The 22,219-nt window shown below is 62.9% G+C and carries 22 protein-coding genes and 1 tRNA gene; 4 read left to right on the top strand and 19 right to left on the bottom strand.

The window, feature by feature from the left end; genetic code table 11:
* Positions 1 to 170: 170 nt before the first annotated feature.
* The 11 genes from hemN to EPN31_RS06870 form a co-directional block, all read right to left on the bottom strand.
* Positions 171 to 1,574 carry an oxygen-independent coproporphyrinogen III oxidase gene (gene hemN / locus EPN31_RS06920; RefSeq protein WP_291771069.1) on the bottom strand — a complete coding sequence of 468 codons (1,404 nt, stop codon included), beginning with the start codon at positions 1,572 to 1,574 and terminating at the stop codon, positions 171 to 173.
* Positions 1,575 to 1,612: 38 nt separating this feature from the next.
* Complete coding sequence (locus tag EPN31_RS06915; RefSeq protein WP_291771066.1) at positions 1,613 to 1,945, bottom strand: c-type cytochrome; 333 nt, start codon at positions 1,943 to 1,945, stop codon at positions 1,613 to 1,615.
* Between the two features lie 59 nt (positions 1,946 to 2,004).
* Positions 2,005 to 3,186, bottom strand: a complete 1,182-nt coding sequence (gene nirK / locus EPN31_RS06910) for a copper-containing nitrite reductase (protein ID WP_291771063.1) — start codon at positions 3,184 to 3,186, stop codon at positions 2,005 to 2,007.
* Between the two features lie 187 nt (positions 3,187 to 3,373).
* Positions 3,374 to 3,994 (bottom strand): nucleoside triphosphate pyrophosphatase, encoded by a 621-nt coding sequence (locus EPN31_RS06905; RefSeq protein ID WP_291771060.1) that lies wholly within the window; start codon positions 3,992 to 3,994, stop codon positions 3,374 to 3,376.
* 69 nt (positions 3,995 to 4,063) lie between these two features.
* The gene (gene rlmH / locus EPN31_RS06900) at positions 4,064 to 4,534 is read right to left on the bottom strand and encodes a 23S rRNA (pseudouridine(1915)-N(3))-methyltransferase RlmH (protein ID WP_291771057.1); all 471 of its coding nucleotides are present in this window, start codon (positions 4,532 to 4,534) and stop codon (positions 4,064 to 4,066) included.
* Positions 4,531 to 4,929 carry a ribosome silencing factor gene (gene rsfS / locus EPN31_RS06895; RefSeq protein WP_291771054.1) on the bottom strand — a complete coding sequence of 133 codons (399 nt, stop codon included), beginning with the start codon at positions 4,927 to 4,929 and terminating at the stop codon, positions 4,531 to 4,533. The genes rlmH and rsfS overlap by 4 nt, the downstream gene beginning before the upstream one ends.
* Before the next feature lie 25 nt (positions 4,930 to 4,954).
* Entirely contained in the window at positions 4,955 to 5,551 is a 597-nt protein-coding gene (gene nadD / locus EPN31_RS06890) for a nicotinate (nicotinamide) nucleotide adenylyltransferase (RefSeq protein ID WP_291771052.1), read from the bottom strand.
* A complete protein-coding gene (gene hemF / locus EPN31_RS06885; RefSeq protein WP_291771050.1) occupies positions 5,542 to 6,444 on the bottom strand; it encodes an oxygen-dependent coproporphyrinogen oxidase in 903 nt (300 codons plus the stop codon). Before hemF ends, nadD begins: the two co-directional genes overlap by 10 nt.
* Positions 6,445 to 6,452: 8 nt before the next feature.
* On the bottom strand, positions 6,453 to 7,751 hold the full coding sequence (purD, locus tag EPN31_RS06880) for a phosphoribosylamine--glycine ligase (RefSeq protein WP_291771047.1): 1,299 nt from the start codon (positions 7,749 to 7,751) through the stop codon (positions 6,453 to 6,455).
* A complete protein-coding gene (locus tag EPN31_RS06875) occupies positions 7,748 to 8,479 on the bottom strand; it encodes a YebC/PmpR family DNA-binding transcriptional regulator (protein WP_291771045.1) in 732 nt (243 codons plus the stop codon). Before EPN31_RS06875 ends, purD begins: the two co-directional genes overlap by 4 nt.
* An 81-nt stretch (positions 8,480 to 8,560) precedes the next feature.
* Positions 8,561 to 9,424, bottom strand: a complete 864-nt coding sequence (locus EPN31_RS06870; protein WP_291771042.1) for a DMT family transporter — start codon at positions 9,422 to 9,424, stop codon at positions 8,561 to 8,563.
* 13 nt (positions 9,425 to 9,437) lie between these two features.
* Here EPN31_RS06870 and EPN31_RS06865 point away from each other — a divergent pair, with 13 nt between their 5' ends.
* A complete protein-coding gene (locus EPN31_RS06865) occupies positions 9,438 to 10,463 on the top strand; it encodes a quinone oxidoreductase (protein ID WP_291771039.1) in 1,026 nt (341 codons plus the stop codon).
* Between the two features lie 53 nt (positions 10,464 to 10,516).
* On the opposite strand, the gene EPN31_RS06860 is transcribed toward EPN31_RS06865, so the two are convergent.
* Entirely contained in the window at positions 10,517 to 11,527 is a 1,011-nt protein-coding gene (locus tag EPN31_RS06860) for a class 1 fructose-bisphosphatase (RefSeq protein WP_291771037.1), read from the bottom strand.
* A gap of 30 nt (positions 11,528 to 11,557) precedes the next feature.
* Entirely contained in the window at positions 11,558 to 14,254 is a 2,697-nt protein-coding gene (gene pepN, locus EPN31_RS06855; protein ID WP_291771034.1) for an aminopeptidase N, read from the bottom strand.
* A 148-nt stretch (positions 14,255 to 14,402) separates the two neighbouring features.
* Between pepN and EPN31_RS06850 the strand changes: the two genes are divergently transcribed.
* Positions 14,403 to 15,023, top strand: a complete 621-nt coding sequence (locus tag EPN31_RS06850) for a DUF4136 domain-containing protein (RefSeq protein ID WP_291771031.1) — start codon at positions 14,403 to 14,405, stop codon at positions 15,021 to 15,023.
* A gap of 7 nt (positions 15,024 to 15,030) precedes the next feature.
* Here EPN31_RS06850 and EPN31_RS06845 read toward each other — a convergent pair whose 3' ends face one another.
* Complete coding sequence (locus tag EPN31_RS06845; protein WP_291771029.1) at positions 15,031 to 15,390, bottom strand: H-NS histone family protein; 360 nt, start codon at positions 15,388 to 15,390, stop codon at positions 15,031 to 15,033.
* Positions 15,391 to 15,522: 132 nt separating this feature from the next.
* On the opposite strand from EPN31_RS06845, the gene EPN31_RS06840 reads away from it, so the two are divergent.
* Positions 15,523 to 16,341, top strand: coding sequence for a carbon-nitrogen hydrolase family protein (locus tag EPN31_RS06840; RefSeq protein ID WP_291771026.1), 819 nt, complete (start codon positions 15,523 to 15,525; stop codon positions 16,339 to 16,341).
* A gap of 19 nt (positions 16,342 to 16,360) precedes the next feature.
* Positions 16,361 to 17,815, top strand: coding sequence for a metalloprotease TldD (tldD, locus tag EPN31_RS06835; protein WP_291771024.1), 1,455 nt, complete (start codon positions 16,361 to 16,363; stop codon positions 17,813 to 17,815).
* Positions 17,816 to 17,906: 91 nt separating this feature from the next.
* Here tldD and pncB read toward each other — a convergent pair whose 3' ends face one another.
* The 5 genes from pncB to EPN31_RS06810 form a co-directional block, all read right to left on the bottom strand.
* A complete protein-coding gene (gene pncB / locus EPN31_RS06830; protein WP_291771020.1) occupies positions 17,907 to 19,133 on the bottom strand; it encodes a nicotinate phosphoribosyltransferase in 1,227 nt (408 codons plus the stop codon).
* Positions 19,134 to 19,281: 148 nt separating this feature from the next.
* Positions 19,282 to 19,357: transfer RNA gene (locus EPN31_RS06825), tRNA-Thr, on the bottom strand.
* Between the two features lie 81 nt (positions 19,358 to 19,438).
* Positions 19,439 to 20,506, bottom strand: a complete 1,068-nt coding sequence (locus EPN31_RS06820; RefSeq protein ID WP_291771018.1) for an AI-2E family transporter — start codon at positions 20,504 to 20,506, stop codon at positions 19,439 to 19,441.
* A 32-nt stretch (positions 20,507 to 20,538) separates the two neighbouring features.
* Entirely contained in the window at positions 20,539 to 21,768 is a 1,230-nt protein-coding gene (locus tag EPN31_RS06815; RefSeq protein WP_291771015.1) for a DUF3422 domain-containing protein, read from the bottom strand.
* Between the two features lie 146 nt (positions 21,769 to 21,914).
* Positions 21,915 to 22,133 carry a hypothetical protein gene (locus tag EPN31_RS06810; RefSeq protein ID WP_291771013.1) on the bottom strand — a complete coding sequence of 73 codons (219 nt, stop codon included), beginning with the start codon at positions 22,131 to 22,133 and terminating at the stop codon, positions 21,915 to 21,917.
* Between the last annotated feature and the right edge of the window lie 86 nt (positions 22,134 to 22,219).

The raw sequence follows: 22,219 nt of genomic DNA, 5'->3' as shown, positions 1-22,219 counted from the left end.
ACAGGACCGTGAAACGCCTTTGCGCCGATGATAGTGGATGAACATCTGTGAAAGTAGGTCATCGTCAGGCTCTTATCCTCCAAAGCCCCTGCAGCGTATACTGCAGGGGCTTTGTGTTTTGATGTTTGGCGGATTCGCGCCCGGCCGAAGCGGACTTCAGATCAGTCGGTTCAGATCAATCGGGAGTGGCTGACGACGCGCGGCTGGCGGGCATACTGGTCGAAGACCATGGCCAGTGCCCGTACGAAAACGCGCCCGCGTGGCAGGACTTGCAGGCTGGCGCCTTCGGTGGCGATCAGCCCGGCTTCGACATAGGGCTGCAATTGGGCCAGCTCGGCATTGAACATCGAATCGAAAGAGCGCCCATGGCGTGCCTCGAAGGCTGAATAGTGCAGCGGCATGCTGCACATGATCATCATGATGATCTCGCGCCGGATGGCGTCTTCCTGGCTCAGGTCGAACCCTTTTGCGCTCGGCAGGATGCCGTGTTCGATACGGTTCTGGTAGGTGGTCAGCGAGTGATGGTTCTGGATATAGGCGTCGCCGATCTTGCCGATGGCCGAGATCCCCAGGCCCACCAGATCGCAGTCGGCGCGTGTCGTGTAGCCCTGGAAGTTGCGGTGCAGGCTATGGTCCAATCGGGCCAGGTTGAGCTCGTCGTCGGTCTTGGCAAAGTGGTCCAGGCCGATGTAGACATAACCGGCGTCCTGTAGCCGCCGTACAGACATCAGGAAGATCTGCAACCGTGTCTCGGTGGATGGCAGGTCCTCGGCGTGAATCAGGCGCTGGGCCTTGAAGTGCCCGGGCATATGCGCGTAGTTATACAGCGCGATACGGTCTGGTGCGAGCTCGATGAGCTGATCCAGCGTGTGGTCGAAACTCGCCAGGGTCTGCTTTGGAAGCCCATAGATCAGGTCGGCGTTGATGGACTTGAAGCCGTACAACCGGCTGGCCTCCATCGCCGTGCGCACCATTTCATAGGGCTGAATCCGGTTGACGGCGGCCTGGACATCGGGGTTGAAGTCCTGGACACCGAAGCTTGTCCGGTTGAAGCCCAGCCCGGCGAGCATCTTCATCGTGTCGGCAGTCACGGTGCGTGGGTCGATTTCCACGCCCAGTTCCGCGTCTGCGGTGAATTCGAAGTGAGTGCGCAGGTGACTCATCAGTTCGGTGAGTTCCTGCGCACTCAAAAATGTTGGCGTCCCTCCGCCCAGATGCAACTGGATGGTTTTGCGGTTCGCCCCCAGGTGGCTGGCGACCATTTCCATCTCCCGCGCCAGGATGCTCAGATATTCCCCTGAACGACTGTGGTCCTGGGTAATGATCTTGTTGCATGCGCAGAAATAGCACAGCGATTCACAGAATGGCAGGTGCACATAGACCGAGAGCGGCGCAGGGGCTGGACTGTTTGCGCGTGCTTGAAGATGGCCGATATACCGGCTTTCGGAGTAGTCTTGCCGGAATCGGTCGGCGGTCGGGTACGACGTGTACCGCGGACCCGTCTGGTCAAAGCGGCGGATCAGGGCTTCAGAGATTTCAAGATCTGGAAGGGTCGCCTGGTCGCTGTTCGGCATGAGGGCTCCTGAGGAAGGTGGCAGACGCGGCTGCGCCGTCATTGCGCGCGGCTGATCATGTATTCGACGGCGGCGCGCAGGGTAGCGTCGTCGGCCTTGGTCCCGCCGCGGGCTGGCATGGCGCCCTTGCCGTGCAGGGCGACTGAGATTATTTTATCCATACCTTGCTCGATGATGGGGGCCCAGGCTTTTTTGTTGCCGAGAACCGGGGCGTTGGCAGCCCCGGTACCGTGGCAGGCGATACAAGCCGATTTGTAGAGCTTCTCGCCCCGCAGCATCGAGTCGGCGTTCGTCGAGACGGCATCGCTGGCCGTCGACAGGGCGGGGATCAGGGCTAGGGAAATGAGTGCGAGGCTCAGTGCTTTCAACATGGTATTCTCTCTTGGAGCGGCATGGCACCGCAGGCGCCATGCCGGGGGTGGGGGCTGGGTCAGCTCTTGATCGGGCTTGGGGCCAGAACCTGCTTCATCAGGTTGTCGTTCCACTGGCCGTCCACCGAGAATTGGGCGACTGCACCCAGTTCAAAGGCTTCGATCAGGTTGTGGTTCAGATAGGCGTAGGTACCGGGCTGCAGAAACGTGTACATGGCCGCCCCTGCGGAACCTCCGCGAATGAACCAGGTCTCCAGATTTTTCTCCGGGGGGTTGGCGAATTTTCCGGCCTCCCACACGTAGTCGCCGTGCCCGCCGATCAGATGTGGCCGGGTGTCACGGTTGGCCGACGCATGAATGATGAGCACGGTTTCACCGACCTTGGCCTTCATGGCGTGATTGCCGGTCAGTGCGCCGACCTTGCCGTTGAAGACAATGTGCGTGGGGATGAGCCCCCGCATGACTTCCTTAGTGTCGCCGAAGCTCTCCAGCGGCGTGTCGTACTTCTTGTATTGGCCCTTGTCGTCCTTCGGAATGTACAGGTCGAATTCACCCACCGTGTAGGCCCGGTCGTAGTGCAGCGGCCGGCCCTGTTCGTCTTTCAGGCCGCCGCGCGGTAGTACCATCAATGTGCCGCTCATGCCCGAGACGACGTGCCAGGGCACCATCTTCGGTGGAGCACAGTGATAGATGAATACCCCCGTCCGCGTAGCCTTGAACCGCAGCACGGCCTGCTCGCCGGGCTTGATGTGGGTCAGGTCGCCACCGCCCATTGCGCCGGTGGAGGCGTGGAAGTCGATATTGTGTTCCAGCGTATTGGTCCCCGGGTTGACGAGGGTCAGTTCGACGTAGTCACCTTCGTGCACGACCAGAGTCGGGCCAGGCATGGAGCCGTTGAATGTCATTCCTTGCAGCGTTGCCCCCGTTTCTTCATCGACGACAACCTGTTTTTCTTCTACCGTCAAGGTGAACTCGACCACGCGCGGCGCCGCTTTCGTGGCCTGCTCGTGTTCCATCACGAAGGGAGGCGCCACCAGTTTGGGCCGGATGCGCTCCAGTCTGTCCACGGGGATACTCTCGTGGCGCGCGGCGCCAGGGGTGGCCGGGTGGTTGGGGGAATTCTTCGCTTGGGCAGCGGTGGGCACCAGGATCTCCGTGGCGGCAACCCCGGCTGCTGCTGCAACCACTCCGCTTCTGAGCAGTTGGCGCCGGTTGGCGTCGAATTCGATGGGCTTTCTCATGAGTCCTCCTTGGACTACGGGTCGTTTGCCGGTGTTCGCGAGGTTTTTCGCGGACAAACCCATCTTGCCAGAATAGGGGTTAACCCTCGTTGATATATATCAAGGAAGATTGAGGGTGGTGTGACGGCCGTGTCCGCTCGCCAATGGAGAAGGACGGGGCCATATCAGAGGCCCGATCGGGCGCTCGTTACAGCCGGCGCAGCAGCTCGGTCGTTTCGAAGGCCGGCAGGCCCATGATGCCGCTGTGGCTGCCAGACATGTAGCGGATGAACGCAGCGGCACGTCCCTGGATGGCGTAGCTGCCAGCTTTGCCCATGGGTTCGCCGCTGGCGCAGTATTCACGGATGTCGTGGCTGCTCAGCGTGCGAAATTCGACCTCGCTGACGTTGACAATTTCGTCCAGTCTGCCGTTCGAGGCCAGCACCACGGCAGTGTGAACGGTGTGACGGCGGCCGGACAATTTCGCCAGCATGGCCGCCGCATCCTGTGCGTCCACGGGTTTGCCCAGTATCTGGCCGTCCAGGATGACGGTGGTGTCGGCACACAGGATAGGCGCCTGCGTCCAATTGTCGGGCCAGTGATCTGGAATATGCTCTGGCTGCCCGCCGTCGACCAGCCACGCAAAAGCCCGCTCCGCCTTTTCACGAGCAGTTCTGCGGACATAGTCTTCAGGCCGTTCGTCCGGCAGGACCGGCTCGTCTTCTCCCTCGGGAGAGGGGACGTGCAGAATCCCGTGAGCAATGCCGAGTTGATCCAGGATTTCGTGGCGACGGGGGCTGCCCGAGGCAAGCAGAATGAAGGGGTGCATGAGTCGTCGGGGGGGAGTCGGTCCGGGCACCGGTGCATTGGCGTGCGAGCCGGAGCATCGGGCAGGCTTTCAGGCGCGGTGGTAGGGATGCCCGGAAAGGATACTCCAGGCACGGTAGAGCTGTTCGGCGAGCAGGACCCGCACCATGGCGTGAGGTAGTGTGAGTGAGGAGAGTCTCAGGGTCTGCCGTGCGGTCTGTTTCAGCGTCGGGTCCAGGCCGTCGGGGCCGCCGATGATGAGTGCAATGTCCGAACCCGACGTCTGCCAGGTCTTGAAGTGGTGCGCCAGTGCCATGGTCGTGAGATCCTGTCCATGTTCATCGAGAACCACGCGGAAGGCCTGGGCGGGAATGACGGCTTCAATGCGCTGCGCTTCGGCTTGCATCATCTGGGGCACGGTCCGGCCTTGGGTTCGGGCGTCGGCCTTGATCTCGTGCAGCTCCAGCGCGCAGTCCCGGGGCATGCGCTTGGCAAAGTCGTGCCAGGCGGCCTGGACCCACTCCGGCATTCGCGTGCCCACGGCGATCACCAACAGTCTCATCGATCGGCGTCGAGCCAGGCGCCCTCGTCTGCCGGCGTTGCAGGGCCAGTGGGCAGCAGCTTGACCCGGACGGGCTTCGAGCCCCACAGCTCTTCCAGGTTGTAGTAGCTGCGGATCACCGGCTGCATGCAGTGGACCACGATGTCACCCAGGTCGACCAGCACCCATTCGCCCGTGTCCTCGCCTTCGAAGGCCAGAACGCTCAAGCCTTCTTGCTTGGCGCGTTCAGCGACGTGGCTGGCCATGGCACGCGTCTGGCGGTTGGAAGTGCCGCTGGCGATGATCACGCGGTCGAACAGGCTGGTCAGCCCCATGGTGTTGAAGACCTTGATGTCCTGGGCTTTGGTGTCTTCCAGGGCGTCGATGATGAGGCGTTGCTGTTTTTGAAGATTCATGAGGATAGTGGGGTACGGGAAGGAGTCACCGGTGACGATAAAGCTGGTGGGCGCGGATATAGTCCAGCACGCCCGGATCCAGCATATCATCCACCGGGTCGCCTGCGGCCAGCGATTCCCGGATCTGCGTGGCCGAAACGTTCCGGGCAGCGAAGGGGATCAGGCGCAGTGCACCGGGCGGTAGGGCCTTGGCGAGCACCGGAGGTGTCGTCAGCGACGTGCCGGGGCGCTGGGCGACGGCGAGTTGCACCCGCTTGATGATGCCGCGCCAGTCGTGCCAGGTGCAGAAGTTGGCCAGTTGGTCGGCGCCCATGATCCAGGTGTAGCGTGGGCCCTGCGGCAGGGCCATCAGTGTATCGATGGTATATGTCGGGCCGGTGCGCTGCAGCTCCAACGGGTTGACTCGTAGCCGGGCCTGGCCGCGGCATGCGATCTCCAGCATGCGCAACCGGTGGGTGGGCCCTGCGCTCAGCCGGCTGCGTTGCCAGGGGCGCGCGGCCGGCAGCAGCTCGACATGGTCCAGCGAGAGTGCGTCCAGGGCAGCAAGGGCCAGCGCGGTGTGGGCGCGGTGGACCGGATCGAAGCTGCCGCCCAGAAGGCCGATCTCGGGTACTACAGCCATTCGCGAGGCTTGAGGTAGGCGGCCAGTTCCGCCTCGGCCGAACCGGGTTCGGGGGTCCAGTCGTAGCGCCATTGCGCCTGCGGCGGCATGGACAGCAGGATGGACTCAGTGCGGCCGCCCGACTGCAGGCCGAAGAGTGTGCCTCGGTCATAGACCAGATTGAACTCTACGTAGCGCCCCCGGCGGTAGGCCTGGAAAGCTCGTTCGGGATCGCCATAGGGCGTGTCCATGCGTGCCTGGACAATAGGTACATAGGCTGGCAGGAAGCAGTTGCCCACCGCGCGGGTCAGTGCGAAGCTGGTCTCGAAATCGGGCGTATTCACATCGTCGTAGAACAGGCCGCCGACACCGCGTGTCTCGTGACGATGGCGCAGCAGAAAGTACTCGTCGCACCAGGCCTTGTAGTGGCGGTATTTGTCCTCGCCAAAGGGGGCGACGGCGTCGTGGCAGACCTGGTGAAAGTGGCGCACGTCAGCCTCTACTGCGTAGTAGGGCGTCAGGTCCAGACCGCCGCCGAACCAGAAGACGTCCTGGTCGGCGCTGTCGCCATGCGCCACGAACATGCGCACATTCATGTGCGTGGTGGGGACGTGGGGATTGCGCGGATGCAGCACCATGGAAACGCCCATGGCTTCCCAGCTCCGCCCGGTCAGCTCGGGCCGGTGGGCACTTGCCGATGGCGGCAGCGTGTGGCCGCGCACATGGCTGAACAGCACGCCGGCGCGTTCGAAGACCTGGCCCCCTTCACAGTAGCGGGTGAGACCGCCGCCGCCCTCCGGGCGCGTCCAGGGGTCGCGACCGAAGGTGCTTCCTTCCAGGTCTTCCAGTCTACGGACGATGTGTTCCTGCAGTGTGGAAAGAAATTCATGGACGCGATCGACGGGCACATGCATGGTGGTTCCTAGTCGTGTCGTGGGTGGTCGGTCAGGGCCCGCCAGCCGATATCGCGGCGGTATTGGCGCCCCTCGAACAGTGTAAGGTTGACCGCGTCATAGGCGGCCTGCTGGGCGCGGCGGATCGAGTCACCCAGGGCCGTGACGCATAGGACCCGTCCGCCGTTGGTGATCCGCTTGCCGTCCTGGATCGCTGATCCTGCATGGAAGGTAATGCAGGTTTCCGTGTCTGGGGCCAGTGCCGTGATGACGTCGCCCTTCCGGGGGGCGTCCGGGTAACCGGCGGCGGCCAGGACCACTCCGACTGCGGCGCGCCGGTCCCAGACGATTTCCGCCTGGTCGAGCGTGCCGTTGACAGCGTGCTCCAGCGTTTCCAAAAAGTCGCTTTTCATGCGCAGCATGATGGGCTGGGTTTCCGGGTCTCCCAGGCGGCAGTTGAATTCCAGAACTTTCAGAGGGCGCGTGGCGTCAGGGCCTTCGCCGATCATCAGGCCGGCGTACAGGAACCCGGTGTAGGGAATGCCATCGCGCGCCATGCCGTGGACCGCCGGCTGGATGACTTCGCGCATGATGCGGTTGTGCAGGGCCGGGCTGATGATGGGGGCCGGTGAATAGGCACCCATGCCGCCCGTGTTGGGACCGGCATCACCATCCAGCAGCCGCTTGTGGTCCTGGCTGGTGGCCAGCGGCAGCACATGTTGGCCGTCGCACATGACGATGAAGCTGGCTTCCTCGCCCTCCAGGTAGTCTTCCACGACGACTCGGGCGCCTGCGGCGCCGAACTTGCCGTCTGGGCCCAGCATGTGGTCGATGGCTTGCAGTGCCTCATCCAGCGTCAGCGCGACGACGACTCCCTTGCCGGCCGCCAGGCCGTCGGCCTTGATCACGATGGGAGCTCCGTGCGCCTGGACGTAGGCGCGCGCTTGGTCCGCATCCGTGAAGGTGCGAGAAGCGGCGGTGGGGATGTCGTGGCGCTGCATGAAGGACTTGGCATAGTCCTTGGAGCTTTCGAGCTGCGCGGCGGCGCGAGTCGGACCGAAAATGTGCAGGCCGGCGGCGCGGAAGGCGTCCACGATCCCCGCTGCCAGTGGAGCCTCGGGACCGACCACCGTCAGAGCGATTTTTTCTTGTTGTGCAAAGGCGATCAGCGCGTCCGTATCCTGGAGCGGCAGGTTTTCCAGCGGATACCGGTCGGCCGTGCCGCCGTTCCCGGGGGCGACGTAGATTTTCTGGACTCGTGCCGATTGAGCCAGACGCCAAGCCAGGGCGTGTTCACGGCCGCCCGCGCCGATCACCAGCAGCTTCATGCCGTTTCGTCGAAAACCGCAGTCGTGTAGACATCCTGGACATCGTCCAGGCTTTCCAGCAGGTCGATGATTCTCTGCATGCGTTCCGCGTCCTCGCCCTGAAGCTGGACTTCGGAGAGCGCCTTCATGATCACGTCGTGGACTTCAGGGACCAGACCGGCCGCATCGAAGGCCTGCTTGAGTGCGGGGTACTGGCCGGGCTCGCAGACCACCTCGATGACGCCTTCCTCGTCGGATTGCACGTCTTCGGCGCCGTTCTCCAGCGCGATGTCCATGACTTTTTCTTCGGACGTCCCCGGCGCGAAGATGAACTGGCCGCAATGCTTGAACATGAATGACACAGAACCGTCGGTGCCCAGGTTTCCGCCGTTTTTGGTGAGCGTGTGCCGGACTTCGGATACCGTGCGCTGGCGATTGTCCGTCATGCAGTCGATGATCACGGCAGCACCGCCCACGCCATAGCCTTCGTAGCGGATTTCCTCGTAGTTGGTGTCTTCCGCGTTGCCCGAGCCGCGTTGGGCGGCGCGCAGGATGTTGTCCTTGGGCATGTTGGCGGCGGTCGCCTTGTCCCAGGCCAGGCGCAGCCGGGGGTTGGAGTCCGGGTCCGGTCCGCCGGCGCGCGCGGCCACGGTGACTTCACGGATGATCTTGGTCCAGAGCTTTCCGCGCTTGGCGTCTTGGCGCCCCTTGCGGTGCTGGATGTTTGCCCATTTGCTGTGTCCGGACATGATGAGTCGTATCGAAGAAGATGAACCAGTGAACCTGGGATTTTAGCGCGAGTGGCTTGGCTGGCCAGGTCTCGTCGTAAATTATGTGGAACGGGCCGGGCGCATGCCGGACCAGACGATGGCGCCGATGATCAGGGCGCCGCCGACCAGGGCGTGAGCGGACGGGTATTGCGCGAACAGGATGGCCGCAAACAGGATGGCGTAGACGGGCTCGAGCGCCAGTACGATGCCGGCGGTCCGGGCCTTCAGATTGGCCAGGCACGACACCAGCAGCGAATGTGACAGGGCCGTGCAGAACACCCCAAGCATGAAGAGCCAGAGCCAGTCCAGCGCCCGGATCGTCGCGAATTCGCCCAGGCACCAGGGCAGCGTGAGCGCTGCAACGATCAGGTTTTGCCAGCCCGCCAGCTCGCGCGCTGGCATCTGGGTGACTGCCTTGCGGTTCGCCAGAGTCAGTAGCGCAAACGACAAGCCTGAGACAATGGCCCAGGCCAGGCCAATGGTGGCTTGGTCGCGGAAATCGAAAGAGGGGGTCACCAGTACCAGGCCGGTCGTCACCAGCAGCACCACCAGCCATTCAGACGCGCGGGTGTGTTCTTTGAACAGAAACCCTTCGAAGAGTGTGATGAACGCCGGGAAGCTGGCAAATCCGAGGGTGGCGATGGCGATGCCGCCGATCTTGACGGCCACGAAAAAGGTCGTCCAGTGGATTGCGAGCAACACGCCGGAAACCAGCAGTACCCAGAGCCGGGTACGGTCGCGTGGCAGCGTACTGGGGCGATGTCTGGCCCGCAGGATGAACATCGACAGCGCCGCCGCGGCGAAGGAAGCCCGGCCGGCAGTGATCAGTGTTGCGCTTCCATGGATCAGTTCGCCGAAGATGCCGGTCAGCCCGAACAGGACGGCCGTCGCGTGGATGGCGATCTGAGCTTGACGGGGATTCATGCTAGTCTGGTCAATGGATGAAAAACAGAGCCCTTGCGGGCTGGAGGATAAGGCAGTGGAAAAAGCTCAGGTGATTCGGGTGGAACGACATGGTGGCCCAGAAGTCATGCATCTGGCCCAGATCGATGTGCCGGCACTTGCTCCCGACGAGGTCCGGATCCGGCAAAAGGCGATCGGGCTGAATTTCATCGATATCTATTGTCGCACGGGTCTGTATCCCCATGAGTTGCCTCATGGCCTGGGCATGGAGGCTGCCGGTGTCGTCGAGGCGGTCGGTCCGGCGGTCACGCACCTGCGCGTCGGCGATCGGGTGGCGTATGGCCAGAGTCCCATCGGCGCTTATGCGGACGTGCGCAACGTGCCGGCCCGGTATGTGGTTGCCATCCCCGATTCGGTCAGCTTTGAGCAGGCCGCCGCACTCATGCTCAAGGGCCTGACCGTGCAGTATCTGTTTCGCCAGACTTACCGGCTCAAGGGCAACGAAACCATTCTGTTTCATGCGGCGGCGGGCGGTGTGGGGTTGATCGCATGCCAATGGGCCCGTGCACTGGGTGTGCGCCTGATCGGCACCACCTCGTTACCTGAAAAAGCTGCGCTGGCGCGTCAGCATGGTGCCTGGGAAATCATCGATTACACGCGGGAAGACGTCGCGGCCAGGGTATTGGAACTGACTGACGGGCAGAAGGTTCCTGTGGTCTACGACGGCGTTGGCAAAAGCACCTGGGAGACGTCCCTGAATTGTCTGCAGCCGCGCGGCCTGATGGTGAGCTTCGGCAACGCATCCGGCCCGGTCGAGGGCGTCAACCTGGGGATCCTGGCCGCCAAGGGCTCCCTGTATGTGACCCGCCCCACTCTGCACTGGTACACGATGACCGCCCAGGAAACGCAGGCGGCCGCCAACGAGATGTTCGACCTGGTGACTGGCGGCAAGCTGAATGTGGTCATCGGCCAGCGGTTTGCACTGAAGGACGCCGGTCTGGCCCATGAAGCCCTCCAGAGCCGCCGCACCACCGGAGCGACGGTCCTCACGTTGGATTGACGGCACGGGTTCGCCGGCGGTCGTGCCACAGCCGCCCGACCGGCGCGGCGCGTTCAGGCGTCCTGGTGATAGGAATGCAGGCGGTCGACCTCTTCTTTCGAGCCCAGGATCACGCCGGTGCGCTCGTGCAGGGCCTGGGGCTGGATGTCCAGAATCCGGCCGTGGCCGTCGGTGGCCCGGCCGCCCGCCTGTTCGATCAGGAAACTCATGGGATTGGCTTCGTACATCAAGCGCAGCTTGCCCTTTTGGCCGGTGGGCCGGGCATCGCGCGGATACATGAAGATCCCACCGCGGGTCAGGATGCGGTGCACGTCGGCCACCATGGATGCGATCCAGCGCATGTTGTAGTTCTTCTCCAGCGGGCCCGCTTCACCCTGGAGGCATTCTTCGATATAGCGGCGCACGGGGGCTTCCCAGTGCCGCATGTTCGACATGTTGATGGCGAACTCGGCCGTCTGCTCCGGCACGCGGATGTTTTCGTGGGTCATGAGCCAGGACCCCATTTCGTGGTCCAGCGTGAATCCCATGACGCCGGCCCCGACCGTCAGGACCAGCATGGTCTGGGGGCCATAGATGGCGTAGCCAGCTGCGACCTGCCGGGTGCCGGGCTGCAGGAAGTCGGCTTCGGTGATTTCCCGACCGGCGGCCTCCGCCGGTACTTGCAGCACGGAAAAGATGGTGCCGATCGAGACGTTCACGTCAACGTTGGATGAACCGTCCAGCGGATCGAACAGCAGCAGGTTCTGGCCCTTCGGGTAGTCGTTGGGGATACGGTGGATGGTTTCCATTTCCTCGGAAGCCATGGCGGCCAGGCTGCCGCCCCATTCGTTGGCTTCCAGCAGAATCTCGTTGGTCAGCACGTCCAGTTTCTTCTGGATCTCGCCCTGGACGTTTTCAGTTCCCAGGCTGCCCAGAACGCCGCCCAAAGCGCCTTTGCTGACGGTGGTGCTGATCGCCTTGCAGGCGCGCGAAACGGTTTCGATCAGTAGGCGGACGTCGGCCGAAACCGACTGATGCTGCCGCTGCTGTTCGACCAGGTATTGCGTCAGAGTTTTGTGTTTCAAGTGACTGTCCTTTTGATGTTCGGTATGGGGTCAGGCATCCAGCGCCTTGGAAACGATCTCGCGGACGTTGCGTGAGAGGCCGGGGTGTTCGCGCACGCGCCGCAGTGCCGACTGCATGCCGCTGCGGGTCGTTGGTTCGTGGCGGGCCCAGTTGTCGAACGCCCGCGACAGGCGCGAGGCGACTTCGGGGTTGAGCTGGTCGAGCGCCAGCACCTGCTCGGCCCAGAATTCGTAGCCTTCTTTTGTGTGCAGCGCACCGAGGTTTTCCAGGCAGAAGCGGAAGATGACCGAGCGTGCGCGATTCGGGTTGCGCAATGAGAAGTCGGGCAGCGCCATCAGGGCGCGCACGTCGGCTACGGTGCGTGAGGCGGCGCTCGCCTGGGCGCCGAACCAGCGGTCCAGGACCAGCGGGTCTTCGTGCCAGCGTGTGTGGAATTGTTCGACCAGGTCGTTGCAGTGTTGCGGGGCATGGTTCAGCAACACGGTCAGCGCGCCCAGGCTCTCGGTCATGTTGCGGGCCTGCTGGTATTGGGTGCGGGCCTGTTCAGCAGCCTGCGGCGCCTGCGTGGCCAGCAGATACTCCAGCGCCAGGTTGCGCAAGCTGCGGCGGCCCGCCGAGACGGGATCGGGCGAATACGGCGCATCGCCGTCGGCCAGGGACTCGTAGGTCTGCTGCCATTGCATCGCCAGGCCCGAGCCCAGCGCCTGCTGCGTCTGTTGCCAGGCGGCGACGACGGCTTGTGGATCAAGCGGCTCGTTGCGCTCCATGACTTCGCGTTGTGCCGGTAGCGTGAGAAGCTGCGTCTTGTAGGCGGCAGACAGTGTCTCGTCATCTAGGGCGGCGCGCCAGACCGTGAGCAGCGCAGCCGGATCGGGCTGCTCGGTGTTGGCGCGATGCGCGCGGATACTGTCGGACAGGTAGCGGTGAGCGACTTCCTGTATGGCGTCCCAGCGTGCAAACGGATCCGTGTCGTGGCGCGCCAGCACGACGAGATCGGCTGTGTTGCGATCCGCGTCCACGATCACCGGTGCCGAGAAACCCCTCAGCAGCGACAGGACGGGACGGCGGGGGATGTCGTCCAGGGTCCAGGACTGCGTCGCTTGCTGCAGCTCCAGAATCAGCGTGTCCTGCTGGGCCTTGTTTGTCTGCAGCACCATGGGGCTGCCCGATTCGTCCAGCAGGCCGATGGCGAAGGGAATATGCAGCGGCAGTTTTTCCACGGGCGGCGCCTGGTGGGTTTCCAGCCCAACGGGCGGGCACAGCTGTGACAGTGTGATCTGCAGGCGATGCGCGTCGGGATCATAATGGGTCCGTACCCGCACGCGTGGGGTGCCGGCCTGCTGGTACCATCGGCGAAAGACCGAGAAGTCGTGCCCGGGGTGCCGCGTCTCGTAAACCGATTCCATGGCAGCCACGAAGTCGTCGCAGGTGACGGCCTGGCCGTCGTGGCGACGGAAATATTCATCCATGCCGGCGCGGAAGCCTTCTTCTCCGAGCAGGGTGTGCTGCATGCGGATGACCTCCGCACCCTTTTCGTATACGGTGGCAGTGTAGAAGTTGGCGATTTCCTGGTAGCTGTCGGGGCGGATAGGGTGCGCCATGGGGCCGGCGTCTTCGGGAAACTGGGCCAGGCGCAGGGTGTGGACGTCCTCGATCCGTTTGACGGCCCGTGCGCTGGCTGCTGCCTGGGCAGCCAGGCCTTCGGCCAGCATGTCGGCCGAGAATTCCTGCTCCCGGAAGACGGTCAGGCCTTCTTTCAGCGAGAGCTGAAACCAGTCGCGGCAGGTGACGCGGTTGCCCGTCCAGTTGTGGAAGTACTCGTGCCCGATGACTGCCTCGATGCGCCGGTAGGTGGCGTCGGTTGCGGTAGCGGGGTCGGCCAGGACATAGGCTGCGTTGAAGACATTCAGGCCCTTGTTTTCCATGGCGCCCATGTTGAAGTCGCGCGCTGCGACGACCATGAAGCGGTCCAGGTCCAGTTCCAGCCCGAAGCGCCTTTCGTCCCAATGCAGCGCCCGGGCCAGGCAGTCCAACGCCCAATGGGTCTGTTCGCGGTAGCCCCGGTCGCTGTAGACCTGTAGCAGGACGATGCGGCCGCTGCGCGTGATCTCCGTGCGCTCCACGCAGTCGAAATCACCGGCCACCAGCGCGAACAGATAGCAGGGCTTTGGGTGAGGGTCGCGCCACAGGGCCTGTTCGCGGCCATCGGCCAGATGCGTCTGCTCGATCAGGTTGCCGTTGGAGAGCATCAGCGGATAGGTCTTTGGGTCGCCGCGCAGGACGACTTCATAGCAGGACATCACATCGGGGCGGTCCGGGAACCAAGTGATGCGGCGAAAGCCCTGTGCTTCGCACTGGGTAAAGAGCTTGTCGCCGGACACGTACAGCCCCATCAGCTTGGTGTTCAGCACCGGATGGCACAGGCTGGTGATGCGCAGGCTGAAAGGCTGGTTCGCCTTTGGGGGCGTCAAGCGCAGGGTATCGTCGTCCAGCTGGTAGTCGCCGGGTTTCAGGGTCTGTCCGTTCAACTGGATTTCGACGAGTTCCAGGTCTTCGCCGTGCAGAATCAGGGGCGCGGGTTCGGTGCCTACCGGTTCGATCCGCAGTTGGGAAATGACTCGCGTGGCCTGCGCATCCAGATCGAATTCCAGCCGTACCGTCGGCAAGCGGTATGGGTATGGGCTGTAATCCTGCCGGTGAATAGTTTGGGCGATATCCGTGCGCATGAAAGACCCCGAAAAAAATCATCTCGACGGCGGTATTGTAGTCGGCCGGGGGCAGGCCAAGCCTGTATCGGAGTGCTACGCTTGCTATCGCAAAGCAGGCGCTGCGCCTATGATGGAGAGGTTACAGACGCTTGGATGAGACGGCAGCATGCGGGGTATGGCAGCAGGATTCTCACACGTTCGGCATTCGATGCTGGTGCGTTGGGCCGTAGGCTTGTTTTTGGCGCTGTCCGTTGGCGGATGTGCATCGGTATTTTCTGCCCAGGTCTCGCGTTATCAGCAGTGGCCCCAGGGAACGGATGGGGCTGGCTACTGGATTGCGCCGGATGCGCAGCAGCAGAATAATCTGCAGTTTCAGACTTACGCGGATTCAGTCCGTGCTGCGATCGGCCCCACGGGGCTGGTCGAAGCCGCTAATCGGGCGCAAGCGCGTTTCATCGTCCATATTGAATATTCCAGCCCGCGCGAACGGGTCTGGGAGCAGCGCCCTGTGGATCCTTATTTTTATCCGGGTCCCTATTACCGGCGGTGGGGCTGGGGTTATGGGCCGGCCATGGAAAATGTGGCGGTGGATGTCTACCGGATGACGTTGTCCGTGCGCATCGACGATCAGTCGCAGCAGGGTCGTGAGGTTTATCGGGCGACAGCCGAAGCCGGCAGCCGTCGTGACCAGTTGGGTGCCGCCATGCCGTACCTGGCGCGGGCGTTGTTTGACCGGTTCCCCGGCCGCAACGGCGAGACCATCCAGGTACGGTACCCTGTGAAGTAAGGCTTGGTCAGGCGGCCTGGATCAGGAAGGTTGAGCGCGGCGTACCAGATGCTTCGGCATCGCTGATCCAGCGCGGCGGTTTGCCGCGACCAGTCCAGGTAGCCTTGGTGTCGGGGTGGCGGTACTTGGGGGCAATGACGCGCTTCGCGGTCGTCGCCTTGTTGGGGGCTGCACGACGCCCCGCCGGCTTGCGGCTGAAGGCAGCGGCGATTTCTTCGGGGGTAATGTCATATTCACGCATGGACCGGACAATCGAGGTAATGATCGGTTTGCGCTGTTTGGACTGTAGCGATTGCATTTGTTTCTCGAGTTTCGAGATTTCTTTCTCGATACGCGACTTTTGGGCGGTATAGTTGTTCCGGGTCATCAATGGCTCCGTGGAATGGGTTCGGAATGGTGCTGGTGTTTTGAATCGCCGACCATTTTAAACAAAGTGGATATTAATGTCTTGCTTTAGTGTGACTAAATTGCCTGATCTGGATGCTTTGTGGAGCGATTCATGAGTGCTCAGGATTCTTCGATGGCGGTGGCTGCCGTGCAGATGGTGTCGGGCATATCGGTGGCGCACAATCTGGATCAGGCGGCGCAATGGATTCAGGTTGCTGCCACAGATGGCGCCCAACTGGTGGCGCTGCCGGAATACTTTTGCCTGCTGGGGCGCCATGACGCCGACAAACTCGCAATCGCCGAAACAGCCGGCCATGGTCCGATTCAGGATTTTCTCGCGGATCAGGCACGGCGACACGGAATCTGGCTGGTCGGCGGTACCTTGCCCTTGAAAAGCCCCGACGTCGATCGCATCTACAACACATGCTTGGTATTTGGACCGGATGGATCGGTGTGTATTCGATACGACAAGATTCACCTCTTTGGTTTCAAGCGTGAGTCAGAATCCTATGACGAGTCGCGATCGATTCGGCCAGGCAGCGGAACGCCGCCGGTATTCGAGTCGCCCGTCGGCAGAACGGCGCTGGGAATTTGCTACGATCTGCGTTTTCCGGAGTTTTTCCGCGCACAGGGTGATGTGCGCCTGATGGTGCTGCCGGCCGCCTTCACTTGGACCACCGGTTCTGTACACTGGGAGATCCTGTTGCGGGCGCGGGCTGTCGAGAACCAGTGCTATGTGCTTGCGAGCGCCCAGGGAGGCCGGCACGAGAATGGGCGGCACACCTGGGGGCATTCGATGCTGGTCGACCCCTGGGGCGAGATTGTCGCCTGCATTCCAGAGGGCCCGGGAGTCGCGGCGGGAGTCGTGGATGGTGCGCGCATCGATACGGTACGGGAATCCCTGCCCGCGTTGCGCCATCGAGTCATGTGATGTTTGGGGATGCTGTTTCATGAAAATGCGTGAACCCGGGCTCGAAGCCCTGAATGCGGCGCGGTCGCTGTTGCTGGAGCCCTGGGGGCTGGATGAATCGGATCTGGCGCGTGCGCTGTCCGAGATCCATACTCACCGGGTTGATTATGCGGACCTGTATTTCCAATACAGTTGCTCAGAGGGTTGGAGCCTCGAAGAAGGCATCGTCAAGACGGGTAGTTTTTCAATCGACCAAGGGGTTGGCGTCCGCGCCATCAGTGGTGAGAAAACGGCCTTTGCCTATTCCGACAGCCTGTCGCGGTCGGCGCTGATGTCTTCCGCCCAGGCGGTGCGCACGATTGCCCGCCAGGGTTCGGGGCGGCGCAAGGTCGATGGCGGAGCACAGGCGACGCACGAGCTCTATCGGGCCGTGAATCCGGTCGACTCGCTGTCGGCGCCGGACAAGGTCGCGCTGTTGGAGCGGGTCGAGCGTATGGCGCGTGCGGCCGATCCTGAAATCACCCAGGTGATGGCGGGTCTGGCGGCCGAATACGACGTGATCCTGGTGGCGGGCAGCGATGGCCGCCTGGTTGCGGACGTACGACCGCTGGTGCGCCTGTCGGTGACGGTGATTGCCGAACGCGCCGGCCGCCGCGAGATGGGGCACGGTGGCGGCGGTGGCCGCACGGGTTTGGCCTATTTCACGGACGACATCCTGCGCGGCTATGTCCAGCGTGCCGTTCACGAGGCACGGGTCAATCTGGAAGCCCGGCCGGCGCCGGCCGGGCAAATGACGGTCGTGCTGGGATCCGGCTGGCCGGGTATCCTGCTGCATGAGGCCGTGGGTCATGGGCTCGAGGGCGACTTCAACCGCAAGGGTTCCAGCGTATTTTCCGGGCGTATTGGCGAGCAGGTGGCCTCTCGGGGCGTCACGGTCGTGGATGACGGTACCTTGCCGGATCGCCGTGGGTCCCTGAACGTGGATGACGAAGGTCACCCCACCCAGCACAATGTCCTGATTGAAGACGGCGTCCTGCGCGGCTATATGCAGGATTCCATGAATGCGCGGCTGATGAAGCAGGCCCCCACCGGCAATGGCCGGCGTGAATCATACGCGCATCTGCCCATGCCCCGCATGACCAATACCTACATGCTCGCTGGGCGCGAGAATCCCCAGGACGTCATCGCCTCGGTGGAACGCGGGCTGTATGCGGTGAACTTCGGCGGCGGCCAGGTCGACATCACCAGCGGCAAGTTCGTGTTCTCGGCTTCGGAAGCGTATCTGATCGAGAAGGGCAAGGTCACCTACCCAGTGAAGGGCGCCACGCTGATCGGCAGCGGGCCCGACGCCATGAGCCGCGTCGGCATGATAGGCGACGATCTGGCACTGGATTCTGGCGTAGGGACCTGCGGCAAGGAAGGCCAGAGCGTACCGGTTGGTGTTGGTATGCCCACGTTGCGGATTGATGGCCTGACGGTCGGCGGAACAGCCTGAGCCCGGTCGCGCCCGCCGTGCTGGCGGCTCAGGCGCAGTGCCGTCGGGCCACCGCCGGGCGGTTGGCGGTGGCCTTCAGGCGGGTTTCATGTCACGCCCCTGCGGAGACAGCGTCGTCCGTGCGGTTGAAGACCTGGCGCAGATAGGCCAGGAATGTTTCGTCCGTGCAGTGGATCTTTCCGGGGCTGTCGGGCAGTTTGGCGGTCGGCATGCCGTTGCAATAGAACAGCTTCATGACGATGTTCAGCGGCTCCGGGCCCAGGTCATTGCTCAGGTTCGTTCCGATACCGAAGGCAAGCTGCACGCGGTCGGCGAAATGCCGGTAGATGCGCAGCGCTTGCGGCAGATCCAGCCCGTCGGAGAACACGAATCGCTTGGTGGCCGGGTCGATGCGCAGCGCCTGGTAATGTGCGATCGCCAGCTCGCCCCATACGATCGGATCGCCCGAATCGTGCCGCAGACCATCGAACAACTTGGCAAAGTACAGGTCGAAATCGGCCAGGAATGCCTTCATCCCGACCACGTCGGTGAGCGCGATGCCCAGATCGCCCCTGTATTCCTGCACCCAGTCTTCCAGCGCAGTGCGTTGGAAGTCACGCAGCCGGACCTTGCCGAAGGCCTGGTATGACTGCAGGTATTCGTGCGCCATGGTTCCGACTGGAACCAGGTCGCATTCGCGGGCCAGGTCCACGTTGGACGTGCCCGTCACATATTGCGGAACCTGCTGGCGCAGCGTCTTCAGGACTTCCGCCTGCCAGGTGCGGGAGAAGCGGCGGCGCAGGCCGAAATCGGACATCTGCAACGGGAAGCGCCGCTTGGGTTCCCGGGAGAATTCGTGCAGCAGGTCAATTTTCTTTTGCAGGCGCCGGCGCCCCTCGGCCAAGACTTCCGGCTTGTCGTAGCGGCGAAAGTAAAGCTCGTTGACGATGGCCAGCACGAAGATTTCGAACGCCATGACGTGAACCTGGGGACCGCGCGCCACGATGCTGATGCTGTCTCCGTCCGGCCTGACCGTGATGAAGCGCGGCTGGAAATGGAACAATGAGAGAAAATCCACGAAGTCCGGCTTGATGTAGCGCAGCCCGCCCAGATAATCCAGCTCGTCTTGGTGAAACCGGAGGGAGCATAGGTGGTCGATCTGCCGCTGGACCTCTGCCACGAGCGGGGCTAGCGGAAATTCCGGCCGGGTACGGCAGATGAAGCGGTATTCAGCCTGCGCAGCTGGGTGTCGGTGCAGCAAGGCCTGCCACATCGTGAATTTGTACAGATCGGTGTCCAGCAGGGATTGAATGATCGGCTGGAAAGGGGCGGATGACATGCTGCAGCGTCTCGTGGTGTATCACAAGGCCATGTTACCGGATTTTGGTGGGCGGCTCCGCGACTGCGGATGTCGGTTCGCGAAACCCGGGGATATCGGGCCGAAACGAATGACGCCAGCCTTCGGGGCTGGCGTCGCTGGATTTCATTGGTGCCGGCTAGAGGAGTCGAACCCCCGACCTTCGCATTACGAATGCGCTGCTCTACCAACTGAGCTAAGCCGGCGAACTGCCCGCCGCAAGCGGCAGGCAGAGCGGATGAAGACGTATTTGCCGCCCCCACCAAAGCCAGCAATTATACATGGATTCAGTCCTTGCGGGCCTGGCGGTACGCGGCGACGGCTTCGGGGAACAGGTCCCAGCAAGCCATGAACAGGGCGGCAAACAGCGGCCCGATGACGAAACCGTTCAATCCGAAGACCGACAGGCCGCCCAGTGTGGAAATCAGCACCATGTAGTCGGGCAGTTTGGCGTCCTTACCGACCAGGATGGGGCGTAGCAGGTTGTCGATGAGGCCGATGACCAGCACGCCGAAGAGCGTCAGCACGATGCCTTGCCAGTACGCGCCGGTGACCAGGAAGTAGATGGCGACGGGTGCCCAGATCAGCGATGCGCCCACGGCCGGCAGCAGGGACAGGAACGCCATCATCACGCCCCAGAACAGGGCCCCCTGGATGCCCAGGAACGCGAACATCAGGCCACCCAGCAGGCCTTGCGTGGCGGCGATGACGATATTGCCCTTGACGGTGGCCCGCACGACGGTAGCGAACTTCTGGAACAGGTCGTGGCGATACGAGTCCTCCAGTGGAATCAGCCGCTTCATGGCCGGGACGATCGTCGGTCCGTCGCGCAGCAGGAAGAAGAGCAGGTACAGCATCACGCCCAGGCCGACCACGAACTGGAAGGTGTTCTGGCCGATGCTGACGGCCTGACGGGCCAGGAACTGGCTGCCTTGCAGCGCGCCGGTGGAAAGCTTTTCGCGGATGCTGAACAGGTCGCCCAGCCCGATGGAGGCTAGCCAGCCGTGCGCCGAAGGCGGCAGAGCCGCGATGATCTGCTCGTAGTATTGCCCCAGGTTGAACTGGCCAGCGTTGATGCGGTTGTAGATGCCGGCCACTTCGTTCGCCAGCGCCCCGGCGATGAACAGCACCGGAAGAATCACGATCAGCGTGATGCACAGGACGGTGAAAAACGCAGCCAGGTTGGCGTGGCGGTCTTTCATGGCGTGATGCAGCATCCGGTCGACGGGGCTGAAGATCACGGCCAGGACGCTGCCCCAGAAAATGGCTGGGTAGTAGGGTAGCAGGATGCTGGTGAAGGCGATGGAGACCGCCGTGAGCAGCAGCAGAAAACTGCGGAAGTGGAGTGTCGACATGGGCGCGCAGGAGTGCTCGTAGGGGGGTTGGGTCAGTGACGGCGCGTATTGCGGATCTGGTAGAGAATCACGCCGACCATCAGCAGCGCCACAGGGGTGCCGGCCAGCAGCGCCGTTCGCGGTGCCAGATCCACACCCAGTGTCAGAACCCCCTCGTATAGCAGCTTGAAGAGATTGAACAGGTAGTAGCTGATGGCAATGATGGACAGGCCCTCGACCGCCTTCTGGATCTTGATCTGGGTGTCGGCCCGGGTGCTCAGGCTCTGCAGGATTTGGCTGTTCTGGGCTTCCATCTCGACCTGCACACGTGCCTGCAGCAGATTGCCCAGGTGTGCAACCGCGCTGTCGATGCGGTCCAGCCGCTGGTCGGTGGATGCGCAGTAGCGCACCGTCGGGCGGAACCGCTGGGCGATGAAGGTCCCAAGCTGCTGGCAATCGCCCGTTCGGCTTTCGTGCAGATCGTCGATGCGCTCGAAGACGAGCTGGGAGTAGGCCTCGGTGGCGCTGAAGCGCAGGCGGGTGCGTGAACGGGTCTGTGTGACCCGGGCCGACAGCCGTGTGATTCGGTCCAGCAGGGCCTTGGCGTCGTGCGTATCGGTGGCCGCGTTGGCGTCGGACAGCGTGACCAGTTCGGCTTCGTATTGCCGAAGTTCCCCCGACAGTGCACGGGCCACGGGCAGCGTGAGCGAGGCCATCAGGCGGTATGTCTCGACTTCCAGCAGGCGCCGCACCATGCGGCCCAGGCGCCGACCATCGAACTGGCGGTTCAGGATCAGGATGCGGTTCAGGCCGTTGCCGTTCAGGCGCAGGTCGCTCCAGACCGTGGCTTTTCTGTCGTCCAGATTCGACCCCACCGGGTCATGAAAGCCGTAATCGTTCACGTCTCCCGTCCAGCTGGCTTCGGATTCCACCTGGATCTGGTCGGCGTTGATCAGCAGGGTACTGTAGGTTTCGGCGACTTCGCTCAGCACGGGCGGCAATGCCGGCCATGCCGAGGCACCTGCTTCCTGGGAGACCAGGGTGAGCGTCATGAATTCTGTGTGCCGTTCCCACTTCAGCCGGGCACTACCGACCGGGAACTCTCCCTGTGGCTGCGCGGGATCCGCCAGCGCAATGTGGCGATCGCAGAGCGTGCGGATGATGGCCTCGGCCGCCCCGTCTTCGTCCAGGAACGCCAAGTGGAAAATCTGCGCCGGCGCATCGAAGTAGATTGACGGGCGTGCGTGCAGCTCGTTGTGTAGCGCGTTGCGGTGCAGGTGCATGCGGGGTCCGGCGCGAGAGCAGAAGTGCCCAGTGTATCGGAAGTGAAAAAGAAACGCCGCAGGCGAATTGCCCGCGGCGTTTCTGGCCAGCAGGAAACCTCTGCGCACCGGGCGACCCGGAAGGGGGTCGCACGGAACGCCGGAGATTATTTGGCGGTCGTGGTGTGCTTCTTGGCCGCCTTGTGGTGCCTGATGGTCTTATGCGCCTTGACGCGGTGCTTGGTGGCCTGCTTTGCGGTGTGTTGTGTGGCTGCCGCAGGTGCCGCAGCAGGAGCTTCGGCCGCATAGGTGGGCGTCAGAGCGGCAAGACTGAGGGCGACCGCCGAGCAGGCAGACAAGAGGGCAATGCGGGAACGTGTCATCATGACATGAACTCCATAGAGGGTCCGGACGCCCCTGCGTCCGGGCGAGTGGAACAGGCCACCTGGCGCTATGACGTTCATCTGGGCGA

It is taken from the genome of Castellaniella sp., assembly GCF_004321985.1.
GTDB lineage: Bacteria > Pseudomonadota > Gammaproteobacteria > Burkholderiales > Burkholderiaceae_B > Castellaniella.
Note: the sequence above shows the minus strand (reverse complement) of the source record. Positions and strands in the feature narration are given on the sequence as shown.

What these genes read in the sequence shown, in the direction of transcription:
- hemN (WP_291771069.1), bottom strand. Translation starts at nt 1,574, where the DNA reads ATGCCGAACAGCGACCAGGCGACCCTTCCAGATCTTGAAATCTCTGAA.
- EPN31_RS06915 (WP_291771066.1), bottom strand. Translation starts at nt 1,945, where the DNA reads ATGTTGAAAGCACTGAGCCTCGCACTCATTTCCCTAGCCCTGATCCCC.
- nirK (WP_291771063.1), bottom strand. Translation starts at nt 3,186, where the DNA reads ATGAGAAAGCCCATCGAATTCGACGCCAACCGGCGCCAACTGCTCAGA.
- EPN31_RS06905 (WP_291771060.1), bottom strand. Translation starts at nt 3,994, where the DNA reads ATGCACCCCTTCATTCTGCTTGCCTCGGGCAGCCCCCGTCGCCACGAA.
- rlmH (WP_291771057.1), bottom strand. Translation starts at nt 4,534, where the DNA reads ATGAGACTGTTGGTGATCGCCGTGGGCACGCGAATGCCGGAGTGGGTC.
- rsfS (WP_291771054.1), bottom strand. Translation starts at nt 4,929, where the DNA reads ATGAATCTTCAAAAACAGCAACGCCTCATCATCGACGCCCTGGAAGAC.
- nadD (WP_291771052.1), bottom strand. Translation starts at nt 5,551, where the DNA reads ATGGCTGTAGTACCCGAGATCGGCCTTCTGGGCGGCAGCTTCGATCCG.
- hemF (WP_291771050.1), bottom strand. Translation starts at nt 6,444, where the DNA reads ATGCATGTGCCCGTCGATCGCGTCCATGAATTTCTTTCCACACTGCAG.
- purD (WP_291771047.1), bottom strand. Translation starts at nt 7,751, where the DNA reads ATGAAGCTGCTGGTGATCGGCGCGGGCGGCCGTGAACACGCCCTGGCT.
- EPN31_RS06875 (WP_291771045.1), bottom strand. Translation starts at nt 8,479, where the DNA reads ATGTCCGGACACAGCAAATGGGCAAACATCCAGCACCGCAAGGGGCGC.
- EPN31_RS06870 (WP_291771042.1), bottom strand. Translation starts at nt 9,424, where the DNA reads ATGAATCCCCGTCAAGCTCAGATCGCCATCCACGCGACGGCCGTCCTG.
- EPN31_RS06865 (WP_291771039.1), top strand. Translation starts at nt 9,438, where the DNA reads ATGGATGAAAAACAGAGCCCTTGCGGGCTGGAGGATAAGGCAGTGGAA.
- pepN (WP_291771034.1), bottom strand. Translation starts at nt 14,254, where the DNA reads ATGCGCACGGATATCGCCCAAACTATTCACCGGCAGGATTACAGCCCA.
- EPN31_RS06850 (WP_291771031.1), top strand. Translation starts at nt 14,403, where the DNA reads ATGCGGGGTATGGCAGCAGGATTCTCACACGTTCGGCATTCGATGCTG.
- EPN31_RS06845 (WP_291771029.1), bottom strand. Translation starts at nt 15,390, where the DNA reads ATGACCCGGAACAACTATACCGCCCAAAAGTCGCGTATCGAGAAAGAA.
- EPN31_RS06840 (WP_291771026.1), top strand. Translation starts at nt 15,523, where the DNA reads ATGAGTGCTCAGGATTCTTCGATGGCGGTGGCTGCCGTGCAGATGGTG.
- tldD (WP_291771024.1), top strand. Translation starts at nt 16,361, where the DNA reads ATGAAAATGCGTGAACCCGGGCTCGAAGCCCTGAATGCGGCGCGGTCG.
- pncB (WP_291771020.1), bottom strand. Translation starts at nt 19,133, where the DNA reads ATGTCATCCGCCCCTTTCCAGCCGATCATTCAATCCCTGCTGGACACC.
- EPN31_RS06820 (WP_291771018.1), bottom strand. Translation starts at nt 20,506, where the DNA reads ATGTCGACACTCCACTTCCGCAGTTTTCTGCTGCTGCTCACGGCGGTC.
- EPN31_RS06815 (WP_291771015.1), bottom strand. Translation starts at nt 21,768, where the DNA reads ATGCACCTGCACCGCAACGCGCTACACAACGAGCTGCACGCACGCCCG.
- EPN31_RS06810 (WP_291771013.1), bottom strand. Translation starts at nt 22,133, where the DNA reads ATGATGACACGTTCCCGCATTGCCCTCTTGTCTGCCTGCTCGGCGGTC.